The following is a 13,203-nucleotide window of genomic DNA, read 5'->3' as shown; positions in this document are numbered from 1 at the left end:
ATTTAGACCTTAAATAAAATAAGTCTTCTGTATAATTGACAAAATTTTCTGATTATGTCCGTTGAAAGTGAAAAAACCTTGTGATAGTCTGATCAAAAGATACAAAGATGGAAAAAAATTCTTTGATCTGTAGAAGGTTAAAAAACTTAACGAGGTCACTTTTAAACGAAAGAAGGAATACGAGATGAATTCAAAAGCAGTAAAAAGAGAAAATCGCTATGCTAACTTGATTCCTATGCAAGAAATCAAATCAGTTGAACAGCAACTTTACCCATTTGATATTTATAACAGTCTGCGTCAAGAGGCACCTATTCGTTACGATGAAAGCCGAAACTGCTGGGATGTATTTGATTATGAAACAGTAAAGTATATTTTAAAAAACCCGTCGCTTTTTTCATCCAAACGAGCAATGGAAGAACGCCAAGAAAGTATTTTAATGATGGACCCTCCAAAACATACAAAGTTACGAAACTTAGTAAACAAAGCTTTTACGCCAAGAGCTATTCAGCACTTAGAGAGTCATATTGAAGAGATTGCAGATTATTTATTAGATGAAGTAAGCAGGAAAAAAAAGTTTGATATAGAAGACTTTGCTGGACCACTGCCGATTATTGTAATAGCAGAATTGCTAGGAGTACCAATCCAAGACCGAGAACTGTTTAAAAAATACTCCGATGACTTAGTGAGCGGTGCTGAAAATAATTCAGACGAAGCTTTTGCGAAAATGATGCAAAAGCGTAATGAAGGCGTGATTTTTTTACAAGGGTATTTTAAAGAAATTATCGTGGAGCGTCAGCAAAATAAACAAGAAGATCTCATTTCGCTTCTTTTAGAAGCAGAAATCGACGGCGAGCATTTAACAGAAGAGGGAGTGCTGGGGTTTTGTATTTTATTGCTAGTAGCAGGTAATGAGACAACGACAAACTTAATTACGAACGGAGTCCGGTATATGACAGAAGACGTAGACGTGCAGAATGAAGTTCGTCAAGACATATCGCTAGTTCCGAACCTGGTAGAAGAAACGCTTCGCTATTATCCTCCTATTCAAGCGATTGGACGCATAGCTGCTGAAGATGTAGAACTTGGAGAGTGTAAGATTAAAAAAGGGCAGCAGGTAATTAGCTGGGCAGCAAGTGCAAATAGAGATTCAGCTAAGTTTGAACGGCCTGACACTTTTGTCGTGCATCGTAAAACAAATCCTCACGTGAGCTTTGGATTCGGCATCCATTTTTGCTTAGGAGCACCGCTAGCAAGAATGGAAGGGAAAATTGCTTTTACTAAGTTACTAGAGAAAGGCGAGTTTTTAAAAGTTGAGAATCAGTCTTTAAAGCCAATAGGCAGCCCTTTTGTTTTTGGCGTAAAAAAATATGAGATTACTTTTAATAAAGCTTAAAAAGCGAGCGCAAATTATGCGCTTGCTTTTTAGCGTTCAGTGTTCCATTTTTGGTCCTCTGAAGGAGACGTGTACGTGTCCATTGAAGAGATAAGCTGTTCAGGAGTATCAGAAATATTGATGAGACGAATAGCAGAATCTGTAGAAAACCCTTCATCTACGGCATGCTGAACCATTTGCATAAGCGGGTTGTAGTAGCCGTTCACATTTAATAACCCTACTGGTTTTTTATGTATACCAATTTGAGCCCAGCAAAGAGCCTCAAACAACTCTTCAAATGTCCCGAAACCTCCAGGAAGCGCAATGTAACCATCAGCTAACTCGTGCATAGTTGCCTTTCGCTCATGCATGCTCTCTACTTCGATGAGTTCTGTCAGCGCGGTATGAACAATTTCACCGCTAAACAAACCGCGGGGCATAATGCCGATGACTTCGCCTCCATGCTGAAGCATTTCATTTGCGACTTCTCCCATCAGGCCCATTCGTGAGCCTCCGTAAATCAGCCGGTAGTTTTTTTGGGCCATGTAGCGTCCTAGCGAGACGGCTGTCTCTTTATATTCTGTTTTTATTCCAGCGCTTGATCCTGCAAATACACAAATTGATTTCAACTGCTTCACTCCTTTGTTTCTTTTCTATATAAGTCTTTTCTGTTTATGAAGAACAAATTCCTTCTTAATAATTTATGAATTTTCACAATGTCATCGCTTGATTATTCTAAAAACTTTGCTTATAATCAAAGCGAAACGTCTGTTTGAAAGCGTTATCTATTGCTTTTCTTTTAATAGAAAAGACAGTACGTATGGATCTACTTGTAAGATAAGTAGGTAACATGAACTTATAGGAAATTTGACCGTTTTAAACGCTTCATTTAGTAAGTGTACGCACTTGCAGGATTAAGACAAGGGGGATATGGGGATATGATGAACAATTTAATACGCACATTAATGGTACAAACACCGACCGTACCAGGAAACTTAGGAAGAGTAGCAACAGCTATCGGAAATGTTGGAGGAGACATTGGCGAGGTTGAAACCGTTAAAGTAGGACATAACTACACCATGAGAAGCATTACGGTTCAAGTAGAAAGTGAAGACCAGCTTGAGGAATTGCTTGAAGCGGTTCGCAGTTTAGAAGGCATTACTTTACATACAGTATCAGATGAAGTTCTTCATGCCCATGAAGGCGGCAAAATTCAAATGAAAAGCAAAATGAAAATTGAGTCGATCGCTGACTTAAGAAGAGTATATACCCCTGGTGTAGCAAACGTTTGCCGTGCTATTCAAGAACAGCCGGACAAAGCGAAGATTTATACGAGCATTGGAAACATGGTTGCGATTGTAACAGATGGTACCGCTATACTAGGATTAGGAAATATTGGTCCAGTTGCAGGAATGCCTGTTATGGAAGGAAAAGCTGCGTTATTTGATCAACTTGCCAATGTAAACGCTATCCCTATTTTGTTGAATGTAAATGAGCCGGAAGAAATCATTCAAACGGTTAAAAATATTTCACCGGGATTTGGCGGCATTTTACTAGAAGATATAGGGTCGCCTCACTGCTTTGAAATTGAAGAACGTTTAAAAGAAGAGCTCGATATTCCAGTTATGCATGATGATCAGCACGGAACAGCAGTTGTGACGCTAGCAGCAGCTATCTCAGCTTGTCGCAGCACAGGTGTGAATTTGAAAGAAGCAAAAGTAGGACAAATCGGCTTAGGAGCTGCCGGCATCGCTACTTGCAGAATGTTCATGGCTTACGGTGTCAAACAGGTGATAGGAGCTGATAAGTCTCCTGAAGCGAATGAGCGCTTAGTCAGCTACGGTGGAAAAGTAGCGGATTCATTAGAAGAGCTTATGGAGAACTGTGACATTGTTATTGCGACAACAGGTGTACCTGGATTAATACAAAAAGAATGGATCCGAAAAGGGCAAATCATTCTAGCACTTTCTAATCCAAAGCCAGAAATTGAACCTGAAGATGCTCTTGAAGCAGGAGCTATTTACGCTACGGATGGAAGGTCAGTGAATAATGTACTTGGCTTCCCAGGTATTTTCAGAGGAGTGTTAAATGCGGGGGTGCGTGATATTACGCATACGATGCTTGTAGCTGCAGCTGAAGCCATTGCAAATTCAACGCGTCCAGGCGATTTAGTTCCTCATCCTCTTAATCTAGCTGTACATGAAGCAGTATCTGAAGCAGTTGAAAGAGCGGCTGTTGTACACGGAGAGAAAGACGGCGTTTATCGATAACAAACAAGGCTGCCTCGAAATAGGCAGCCTTGTTTGTTTTTTATCAAAAAATAATAAGAAAATAGCAAACTGTGAAACTTTTTTCCTTTTTTAACGTAATATAGTAATAGAAATAGTAAAAAAGGTAGAGAAAGGAGTTTTTATGGAGTTTGAACATTTAAAGGGCAAATTGCCCCTCGAGGCTAAAAAAGCGATGCGCTGGCAATCCATTTTTACGCATAGCCTGTGGCTTCTTGCAACAGCGGGTTATTTTCTACTCGTTCATTTTTTTGATTGGTGGTCAATTATTGGATGGATATCAGCTGGATTATTAGTCGTGAGCTTTATCATATATACAATTATAGCTCCAAATGTATATATGAATGTATATTCATATGAAGTCACAGATACTCAAATTGATGTACAAAGAGGGCTATTCATCTGGTATCATACGAAAATTCCGCTTGTGAAAGTGCAGCACGTTGAAACATTGACAGGGCCGATTTTTCGGAAATTTGACTTGGCATCTGTTAAAATCATTACAGCAGCTGGAAGCGTCGAAATTCCTGCACTTGTACAAAGAGATGCTGAAGCACTGCGAGAGTATATTGCTAGACTAGCAGAGGTAGATGATGAAGATGAGTAAGCGGCTGCATCCGCTATATATTGCAATAGCATTTATTGAACATATAAAAAATAATATCCTGCCTTTTGTGTTTGTATTTATTGTCAATCGGCACCTATTGTTTACATATTGGTGGGCAACGCTGTTGGCGGGAGGCGTAGTCGCTTTATTTGCTTTTTTTACTTGGAAGGAATTTCGTTACGAGGTAACAGAAACGGAAGTGCGTCTGTATAAAGGGATTTTTAAAAAAGAAAAACGATTTATTCAACGCAATCGCATTCAATCGATTCAGTTAGATCAGCCGTTTGTTTTTAGAATTCTTCGCTTAGCCCGGCTTCGTATTGACACGGCCAGCAGCGGTACGGATGCTGAAATTGATTTATCTGGTATTTCACTAAAAGAAGCGCACCATCTTAAAGATACGTTAAAGCTGTCGGGGAGTCAGCCGGAAATAAGGGAAAAAAGTCCTGAACGTACGATGAAAGTGTCGGTGAAACAGCTGGCGTTAGCTGCTGCGTTTTCCGGGAATTTTGGCTATATATTTGCTGCTCTTGGTTTTCTCTATCAGTATATTGATACGTATATCAACCGCTGGTTGAAGACAGCTTACGAAGAAGTGATTCATCAATCGATGCTTGGTTTATTTGTATTAGTGGCTGTAATTGTGGTGCTTGCTTATTTGCTGTCTATTGTTTTATATGTAATACGATTTGGCGGTTTTACAGTAGAGCGCTACGATCATTATCTACATATTAAATACGGATTGTTAAATAAGAAATCCCTTACGATTCCTTTTCATAAAATACAGGCTGTTACGATAGAGGAAGGGTTGGTCCGGCGCTTATTTGGATGGTCTTCCGTTTCGTTAAACGTCGTAACCTCTGATTTAAAAGAAAAGGTCTATTTACACCCGTTTATCCAGCAAAAAGAGATTTCAGCATTAATGAACGTATATGTGCCGCACTATGAATATATAAAGTGTCCAAGAAATACAGCGATTCAATATGCGTGGTATCCATTACTATTACCGGTCTTGTTATTTGCGGCAGCAGGGATTGGCATTAGCTTTTGGAAATCAATGTTTGTGTGGATTATTGCTGTGCTATGCCTTATATACGTACTTATTCACTTGTTGGGCTATCGTCAAGGCGGCTTGATGATGAACGATGTATTTGTCAGTATTCGATCGCAGTTTTTAACACGAAAAACAACGATTATTAGAAGGAAGAAAATAGAAGAAATTGAGGTGTTTGCAGGCACTTTTTTATGGAAAAAAGGATACAGGAAAATAAAAATTGCAACTATGGGTACAAGCGGAAGCTATAAGTCCGGATATTTTCCATTTGAGATTTGGCATCCTATCTTTCTGCAAGCTACTTCAGCTAAAAAGGCATGAAGAACATCATTGTTCTCCATGCCTTTTGACGTTATCTATTCATTAAATTTTTCCCTTGCTCGTAATAGCTGTTCATCACTTCAACTGGCACCATACTGCCTCCAGTTGACCATACAAGGTGAGTAGCTTTTGACATATCGTTTTCTAGTCCTTGCGCTTGTATATAGGACGACCCGCTTTCCAACAGGTGGAGAGGGCCTTGTAAACCAGCCGCTGCTGAAGGTTCTATATACATGTTTTCACGATTGGCTAGCTCATAAATAAATCGGAAAAGCTGATCATCTTCTACGGTATAAATTCCGCTAATAAGCGATTTTATCGTTTCACCTACAAAGCTAGATGGCCTTCCTACAGCTAGTCCATCGGCAGCTGTTACATTGTCAAGTCCAATATCCGTAACGGAAATGCCGTCATGCAGCTCGGTCATTAATCCAAGCAGCATGCAAGGAGAGTGAGTAGGTTCAGCAAAAAAGCAGTGAACGTGATCACCGTATATTGCTTTTAGTCCAAACGTAATACCGCCAGGACCTCCGCCTACTCCGCAAGGCAAATAGATAAATAAAGGGTGTTCGGCGTCTACTTGAATCCGCAGCTCGGCTAGCTGCTTTTTCAAACGTAAAGCCGCCACGGAATAACCGAGAAATAAATCTCTAGACTGTTCATCGTCAATAAAATGACAGGCGGGGTCTGCTTCGGCTTGCTTTCGTCCTTCCTCCACGGCTTTTCCGTAGTCAGACTGATATTCAATAACGGTTACACCTTTAGAACGAAGCAGATCTTTTTTCCATTTTTTAGCGTCCGCTGACATATGGACCGTGACGTTAAAGCCGAGAGTAGCGCTCATAATACCAATGCTTAAACCTAAATTACCGGTAGATCCTACTGCAATAGAATAAGAAGAAAATAACTTTTCACATCGTTCTTCAGCTAGAAGAGCGTAACTGTCTTCCTCGGTAAGCAGTCCTTCTTTGATAGCAAGACTTTCAGCAAATTTTAATACTTCATAAATACCGCCTCTTGCTTTAATAGAACCTGATATGGGAAGAGCGTGATCGCATTTCATCAATAATTTTCCTTGCAGCTTATTATTCATTTGTTGATTTAAATAGTCTTTCATGTATGCAACTTCTTGAAGAGGTGATTCAATGATTCCTTTTGATGCTTTCAGCTCCGGAAAAGCGATTTGAAGAAAAGAAGAAAAGCGAAAAAGTCGTTCTTTTGCATCTTTTATATCTTTGGTATGTAAAGAAAGAGAAGAAAGTGCTTTTTGAGCAGGTTTTATATAAGGATTTATCCAAAGTATTTCCTGTTTATTGATTAAAGGTGTTAATAAAGGATATTCATGCATCCATGTAGCAAGGGGTTTTTGGTGAAATAAATGAGTTGTCATAAAAGCTCCTTTCGCAATATGTTATTTCCTTTATATGTATAGTACCAAGAATAGAAGAAGTTGAAAACGAAAATATCAAAAAGCAGAACGCACATTTTAACCACCTCTTGTATACTAATAAAGATAATCTATACAACTGCATAGAAAAAAAGGAGAGGAATTCATGCCATTTTCAGGCGATGATAGCAGATGTCCTATCTGCGGAGAAAAAAATAACTGTGCTTCTGTACAAGGCAGAGAAATAGAAAAGTGTTGGTGCATGCAGAAAGTTTTTACTCCTGATCTGTTTAAACAAATTCCTTTAGGAAGCAGAGGAAAAGCGTGTGTATGTGTCAAATGCGTTGGGAGACAGAAGAAAGAAGGTGAGGATTAACTTGAAAAAAGGAATTATTTCATACGGTGAGGCATTTATTGATTATATTGCTAAAAACGAATTTAACACTAGCTTTGCCCCTTTTTTAGGAGGCACAACCGTTAATGTAGCAGTCGGCGTTCAGAAGTTAGGAGCAAAAGCATATTATATCTGTAAGTTAGGCAGTGATGAAACAAGTGATTTTGTAAGAAAGAACCTTTTAATTGAAGGAGTGAATCAAAGCGGCTGTGTAATATCGGAGACTAAAAAAATTTGTGAAGTGTATGTACATAAAAGTAAAGAAGGAGATCGTTACTTTCATTCCTACATAGATTCTACACCTCATGAGCAAGTGTACAAACATGAGCTGCAGGAAGCTTTATTTGAGCAGGCAGCGATTTTTTATTTTGGATCAGGTACGTTGTTTCATCCGATTTCCCAGGAAACTACAAAAGAAGCTGTGAAGCTCGCAAAAAAACATCGTATGCTTGTAGCGTTTGATCCAAATATTCGAATGAAAAGATGGGAAAGTGAAGCAGCATGTAGAAATATCGTGACACCGTTTTTGTCCGAAACAGACATTTTGAAAATCTCTCAAGATGAGCTCCTATTTTTGATGAATTCAGCAGACCTGACAGAAAGCCTAGAAAAACTGAGCGCGTATCATATTCCGTACGTATGGGTCACTCAGGGAGAAAATGGCGCAGCAGCCGTTACTGCAAATCAAACGCTTCATGTGAGTGCAAATGAAGTGCAGGTGATAGACACGACGGGAGCGGGTGATGCATTTATGGCAGGAATTTTATGGTGTGTTCACGAAAAAGGATTACCTGAAAGTGAGGAGTCACAGAAGCAGTACACAATGTTTGCTAACGCGTTAGGTGGAGCAGTTTCGGCAAGGTACGGAGGAATGATTTCGCTTAAAGCAAAAGATGTATCTAGTATAAAAGCAGGTAGCTGATAGCTACCTGCTTTTGAACGTTTATTATTTAAAAAATGACAGTATAATCATAAGGGCAAAAATAATCGTAAGATGGTTCAATGAGAACACAAACATTAAAGTAGCCCATTTTGTATCTTCTAATTTTTTAAATCCAACAATTCCAAGAAGCATCCATACTAGTGTTAAACCGAACATTGTAAATGCGATAATTTTACTAAACGACAAAAATAAGAAAGATGCCGCTAGCAAAATAACTAGGTATACAAGCGTTTGGACTTTGGAACGACGGATACCTTTTACTACAGGAAGCATTGGTACACCTGCGGCTTTATATTCCTCAAGTCTTCTAATGGCAATAGCGTAGAAGTGAGGAGGCTGCCATAAAAACATAAATACAAACAATCCAATGGCTACCGGATGAAATAAGTCTGGTGAAATAGCGGCCCAGCCAATGATTGGAGGCATAGCTCCAGAAATACTTCCAACTTCGGTATTATAGATAGTTGTACGTTTTGTGAGCATAGTGTAAGGCACTACATAAAAGAAAAATCCTAAAATACCCATAATGGCGGCCATGTTAGAAACTAAAAATAAAATGCCTACACCGATAACAAATAAAGCCAGTCCTAACCATAGAGCAAATTTAGGGTTGACCGCTCCTGTTACCGTCGGTCTGTCTTTCGTACGTTTCATGATCGCATCAATATCACGGTCATAGAAGTTATTAACTGCCCCAGCTCCTCCTACGACAAAGGATGTCCCAATTAAAGCCAAAATAATGATAGGAATTTGTGTCACAAAGCTTAAGTCATTAACAGCAATTGCGAGACAAAGCCCAGCAACCATTCCTAGTGAGTTCGATTTAATAATCCCAGTTTTTATAATAGCACTGATTACTTCCCGGGAAAAATACTGATTGATAGGAAGTGATTCCTTTGTGATAACTTCGGTATTTTTCACAGCAATTCTCCTTTTTGAGCTTATTCCTACATGAATAAACCTAATCTTTATTAATCAACTAAACTATTTTAACAAAAAAATATCGTAATTACATCAAGGTTGCTCGTAAAATTTGTTAACATTCCTTGAACTTTTTAAAAAAACAAAGAATAATGTCGAATTACCAATTAAAAATAAGTACATCCTTTATTATAAGATAAAAATGGAATGCTTAAAAATGAAAATTTTGACTATCTGGTGAACTTTTAACGAGCAAGAAACTCGAACTTAATCGTACCATATTTATTGGTAATTGCAATCACATAGTGTGTGATGAAAGAAAAGATGTGGTACATTAAAGAAAGAACTAATAAGTTTGTTTACTATGTCTTATTCACAAGGAGGATATATGATGCCAGATAAATATGCTAGCTTCTCTGAACTTGCCTCTCATGAAGTATACAACCAAGACTACAAAATTCAATTCGAAATCAGACCTTCTAACATTATTATGCTTGCGATACACGGCGGAGGTATCGAAACTGGAACATCCGAACTTGCTGTTGGGCTAGCAGGAAACGAATACTCGTACTATATATTTGAAGGGTTAAAGAAAGCAGGAAATGCCGATCTTCATATCACATCCACTCATTTTGATGAACCTCATGCGCTAACTATTATATCGAAAGAAGACTATGCCGTATCTTTTCATGGATACAATGATAAAAGTGAAAAACACACTAAAATCGGCGGTGCTGACAAGGCATTAAGATCCAAAGTGTATGAAGCGCTTGTTTCCAAAGGTTTTAGTACAGAAATTTTATCAGATCAAGACCCTTTTTCCGGTACAAGCCCTAGAAATATAACCAATAAAACAGCTAGGCGGATGGGTGTGCAAATTGAGATAAGTAAAGCGCAAAGAGAAGCTTTTTTTGCAACTAACACGAGAAATGAACGTAAAAATTCGAAAACTCAGGAATTTTTTGAGTATATATCAGCTATTAGAAGTGCATTTCCTCTTAGATAAATCAGATACGTTTAGTATTTATTAAACAGGTTAGATTTATTACGGACATGTTTGTGGTATACATATAGTAACTACATATACTGGAGGAGATAATCATGAAAACATTTGACCAAGAAGATACCCTAGAACGTCTTAAAGCCTCTTATCGATATTTAAAAAGCGTAGACGTACGGGGAATCAGCACATTAGATGATCAAAAGCGAGCGGAAGCTGTGCAGTTAATCGAAGAGATTGGTCTTAAAATATCAGAAATGCGTGTGAAAGTAGAGTGAGAAAAAAGAGAAGGACATCTGTCCTTCTCTTTTTCAACAACTATAAACAGGAGATTGGCCATGAATGAGCAATATTATGACGCTTTATTAAATATAAGAACAACGGGAGAACAAAAGGGATTTAATGATTCATTTCATTACCATCGTTATGAACCCACGCCTTATAGTGCATTAGAAACACTTTTCACTCAGTATGAGCTAACAAGCAGCGATAGAATTGTCGACTTCGGGTGTGGAAAAGGAAGGCTAAATTTTTATGTGAACTACCTGTGCAATGCCACCGCCGTAGGGATAGAAATGAATGAACACTTTTATGAGCAGGCCATAGATAACCAGAGGCGCTATTTGAAAAAAGCCAAGGGCCGCAAACATCCTATTCATTTTCAGTGTTGTTTAGCCCAGGAATATAAGATTCATCCATTAGACAACTGCTTTTATTTTTTTAATCCTTTTTCAGTTCAAATCTTTATCCAAGTAGTGAACAATATTTTGCTTTCGTGGGAAGAGAATAAGCGCGAGATTGATTTGATTTTATATTATAGTTCGGAGGATTATCTTCATCACCTCGAAAAACATCCTTCTTTCATTTTAAAAGAAGAGGTAATGCTGCCAGAGTTGGATCGTAAAAACCCATATGAACGGTTTTTGATTTATAAAGTAGCTTATTAAGACGATCTATTTACTGTTTGATAATGCTGGATCTTGCCGGTTCTATTTAACAAATCAGCAGGAGGTGGAAAAAGACCTGCTGATTGTATTTATAACTTTTTAGAAATTAAAGCATAACACTTTATTATGTAAGCGCTTTCTGTTATAATGAAATTAGGTTGGATAGCATGCGTGGCTATCGGTGTACTCAGCGCAGGCGGGGCTAGTACAGAAAGAGAAGGCTACATACAAGTTAATAAACATTTAGTGGATAGAAATAAGAACTCTCAAAAACAAATTTATTAATTTGTATGCTAAATCGTAAATTAACAAAAACGGCACTTATGATAAGGTTTTAGAGAAAAGAACCCAGCATATACTGTATAAGCAATTTTTTTACTCTAAAAAAGGGTAAAGAAATTGCTTATTTATTTTTAAATAAGTGCACAGCTGTTCAGATTTGTTTTGAGATATCTAGCGTTAGTGTATAATAGTAACAAGTATGAAAAGTTGACATTGTGAATTGATTAAAGGGGATTTAAAAATGAGTGAACTAAAAATAGATGATGTAGCGAAGCAAAGCGGTTTAACAAAACGTACGATTCGTTATTATGAACAAATTGGACTGATGCCAGCACCTCCAAGAAGTGAAGGTGGATTTCGTCTGTACACTGAAGAACATGTAGAATTTTTAAAGAAGATTACGAATGCCAAAGAAGTCATGGGTTTTTCACTTCAAGAATTACAGGAATTTCTTGCTTTAAGTGATACTCTTGAAATACAAAAGATGGATTATAGGCAAGTGAAAGGAACAAGTCAACAAAAAGAAAAGTTAGAGCAAGTGTTACATACGGTAGAAGAGCAGCTCAAGCTGATTGAACAGAAAAAGAAAAATATCTTAAAAGTAGAGTCTGACCTTCTGTCATTGAGAGATCGTGCTAAGACTGCAATTGTAAAATTTGAGCAGGAAGAATCATAAAAAGCAGGCGCATTCACCAGAAGAGTGCGTCTGCTTTTACGGTTTTTATAGGGCATTCATTTATGATTGTGAAGTGTTTTCTTCTAGCTGTACCCCTAAAAGAAGTAAAATAGCCTGTATTCCATCGGCTTTTCCACTGTGAAAGCTTCTTGTTTCAGCATCCAAAGCTTCATTTACAGATTCCATCATATTTGATTCGTACAAGTCTAAAATTAATTGTTTTCCTTCCGGACTCAAATGCAGCTGCCCGCGTTCCTTCATTTTAAACTTCAACTTCTTCAACTCCCTTTCCCATAATACTATCAGTATACAAAAATAATAACATTTACGTAAACGTTAATTTTTGTATATGGACAGAAGAACGTATTGAGTATAGGTACTAAGTGAGGTGAGAGATACTGATTATCCTTTGCTTGTTTTAATGTTTGTCAGCTTATAGCCGCAAGCTGAGCATGTATAGATAACGTTTTGATTGGACTGAGCAGTTAAAACGGTAGCAAGCTCTTTTTGAGAATGACAGTTAGGACAAATAACAACAGGGGATTTCATGTGATTTTCTCCTTTTCTTTTTCATAGTCAAATTTTATTTTATGTAAAGTTTAATCAAATATCCTGTGTGCTATCAAAAATGACAGAAGACATGTAAAAAAGCATTCTCGCTCAAAAGAAACGGGAATGCTTAAGGTGAGTTTAAAATCCGTCCTGGCTTGCTGTAAATGGAATGTTAAGTCTTCTTTCTACATTGCGTAAGCGCTGATTTAATCTGTTTATACGATCAGTATGTCGCTCCACAACGCGATTTAAACGAGTAATTTCTCTGACTTGCTCCTCATTTTGTCTCTCAAGGGCACGAATTCTTCGTTCAAATCCTCCAAGATTTTGAAGCTGCTGTCTTTCATCGTATTCTTCATGCTGTGGTACGTAAGGGGGGTAGTATTGTTGAACTGAGTAATCAACTTGCTGAGGACTGTATCCAGGGTTGAAATAATAAGGGTTCATTAGGGCACCGCT

Annotated in this window: 16 protein-coding genes; 10 read left to right on the top strand and 6 right to left on the bottom strand. The window is 37.9% G+C overall.

Annotated features, from left to right (window positions below):
- Nucleotides 1-184: 184 nt before the first annotated feature.
- Nucleotides 185-1,393, top strand: a complete 1,209-nt coding sequence (locus AC1DEF_RS09705) for a cytochrome P450 (protein WP_477727357.1) — start codon at nt 185-187, stop codon at nt 1,391-1,393.
- A gap of 29 nt (nt 1,394-1,422) precedes the next feature.
- On the opposite strand, the gene AC1DEF_RS09700 is transcribed toward AC1DEF_RS09705, so the two are convergent.
- Nucleotides 1,423-2,001 carry an LOG family protein gene (locus AC1DEF_RS09700; RefSeq protein WP_097823590.1) on the bottom strand — a complete coding sequence of 193 codons (579 nt, stop codon included), beginning with the start codon at nt 1,999-2,001 and terminating at the stop codon, nt 1,423-1,425.
- A 309-nt stretch (nt 2,002-2,310) separates the two neighbouring features.
- Between AC1DEF_RS09700 and AC1DEF_RS09695 the strand changes: the two genes are divergently transcribed.
- From AC1DEF_RS09695 to AC1DEF_RS09685, 3 genes are all read left to right on the top strand, one after another.
- The gene (locus AC1DEF_RS09695) at nt 2,311-3,642 is read left to right on the top strand and encodes an NAD-dependent malic enzyme (RefSeq protein ID WP_477727356.1); all 1,332 of its coding nucleotides are present in this window, start codon (nt 2,311-2,313) and stop codon (nt 3,640-3,642) included.
- A gap of 142 nt (nt 3,643-3,784) precedes the next feature.
- Nucleotides 3,785-4,267, top strand: coding sequence for a PH domain-containing protein (locus AC1DEF_RS09690; RefSeq protein ID WP_013056785.1), 483 nt, complete (start codon nt 3,785-3,787; stop codon nt 4,265-4,267).
- Nucleotides 4,260-5,642 (top strand): PH domain-containing protein, encoded by a 1,383-nt coding sequence (locus AC1DEF_RS09685; RefSeq protein ID WP_255255715.1) that lies wholly within the window; start codon nt 4,260-4,262, stop codon nt 5,640-5,642. Before AC1DEF_RS09690 ends, AC1DEF_RS09685 begins: the two co-directional genes overlap by 8 nt.
- 31 nt (nt 5,643-5,673) lie before the next feature.
- On the opposite strand, the gene AC1DEF_RS09680 is transcribed toward AC1DEF_RS09685, so the two are convergent.
- Nucleotides 5,674-7,032 carry a D-serine ammonia-lyase gene (locus tag AC1DEF_RS09680; RefSeq protein WP_097823588.1) on the bottom strand — a complete coding sequence of 453 codons (1,359 nt, stop codon included), beginning with the start codon at nt 7,030-7,032 and terminating at the stop codon, nt 5,674-5,676.
- A 163-nt stretch (nt 7,033-7,195) separates the two neighbouring features.
- On the opposite strand from AC1DEF_RS09680, the gene AC1DEF_RS09675 reads away from it, so the two are divergent.
- Both AC1DEF_RS09675 and AC1DEF_RS09670 read left to right on the top strand, forming a co-directional pair.
- On the top strand, nt 7,196-7,405 hold the full coding sequence (locus tag AC1DEF_RS09675) for a cysteine-rich CWC family protein (RefSeq protein WP_097823587.1): 210 nt from the start codon (nt 7,196-7,198) through the stop codon (nt 7,403-7,405).
- Between the two features lies 1 nt (nt 7,406).
- Nucleotides 7,407-8,345 carry a carbohydrate kinase family protein gene (locus AC1DEF_RS09670; protein ID WP_097823586.1) on the top strand — a complete coding sequence of 313 codons (939 nt, stop codon included), beginning with the start codon at nt 7,407-7,409 and terminating at the stop codon, nt 8,343-8,345.
- A 24-nt stretch (nt 8,346-8,369) separates the two neighbouring features.
- Here AC1DEF_RS09670 and cyoE read toward each other — a convergent pair whose 3' ends face one another.
- Nucleotides 8,370-9,287 carry a heme o synthase gene (gene cyoE / locus AC1DEF_RS09665; protein ID WP_013056789.1) on the bottom strand — a complete coding sequence of 306 codons (918 nt, stop codon included), beginning with the start codon at nt 9,285-9,287 and terminating at the stop codon, nt 8,370-8,372.
- A gap of 388 nt (nt 9,288-9,675) precedes the next feature.
- Between cyoE and AC1DEF_RS09660 the strand changes: the two genes are divergently transcribed.
- The 4 genes from AC1DEF_RS09660 to AC1DEF_RS09645 all read left to right on the top strand — a co-directional run bounded on the left by AC1DEF_RS09660 (nt 9,676) and on the right by AC1DEF_RS09645 (nt 12,192).
- Nucleotides 9,676-10,293, top strand: coding sequence for a poly-gamma-glutamate hydrolase family protein (locus tag AC1DEF_RS09660; RefSeq protein ID WP_043982121.1), 618 nt, complete (start codon nt 9,676-9,678; stop codon nt 10,291-10,293).
- Nucleotides 10,294-10,388: 95 nt separating this feature from the next.
- On the top strand, nt 10,389-10,565 hold the full coding sequence (locus AC1DEF_RS09655; protein ID WP_013056791.1) for a hypothetical protein: 177 nt from the start codon (nt 10,389-10,391) through the stop codon (nt 10,563-10,565).
- Nucleotides 10,566-10,625: 60 nt separating this feature from the next.
- Nucleotides 10,626-11,234 carry a methyltransferase gene (locus AC1DEF_RS09650; RefSeq protein WP_097823585.1) on the top strand — a complete coding sequence of 203 codons (609 nt, stop codon included), beginning with the start codon at nt 10,626-10,628 and terminating at the stop codon, nt 11,232-11,234.
- 523 nt (nt 11,235-11,757) lie between these two features.
- A complete protein-coding gene (locus AC1DEF_RS09645) occupies nt 11,758-12,192 on the top strand; it encodes a MerR family transcriptional regulator (RefSeq protein WP_013056794.1) in 435 nt (144 codons plus the stop codon).
- A gap of 60 nt (nt 12,193-12,252) precedes the next feature.
- Here the strand turns inward: AC1DEF_RS09645 and AC1DEF_RS09640 are convergent, their stop codons facing one another.
- From AC1DEF_RS09640 to AC1DEF_RS09630, 3 genes are all read right to left on the bottom strand, one after another.
- On the bottom strand, nt 12,253-12,465 hold the full coding sequence (locus AC1DEF_RS09640; RefSeq protein WP_013056795.1) for a hypothetical protein: 213 nt from the start codon (nt 12,463-12,465) through the stop codon (nt 12,253-12,255).
- Between the two features lie 129 nt (nt 12,466-12,594).
- On the bottom strand, nt 12,595-12,741 hold the full coding sequence (locus tag AC1DEF_RS09635) for a hypothetical protein (protein ID WP_013056796.1): 147 nt from the start codon (nt 12,739-12,741) through the stop codon (nt 12,595-12,597).
- Nucleotides 12,742-12,882: 141 nt separating this feature from the next.
- On the bottom strand, nt 12,883-13,191 hold the full coding sequence (locus AC1DEF_RS09630; protein ID WP_043982124.1) for a hypothetical protein: 309 nt from the start codon (nt 13,189-13,191) through the stop codon (nt 12,883-12,885).
- Nucleotides 13,192-13,203: the final 12 nt, after the last annotated feature.

The sequence above is a fragment of the Priestia sp. 10L35 genome (assembly GCF_056395685.1).
This window is presented reverse-complemented; position numbering and strand designations above follow the sequence as displayed.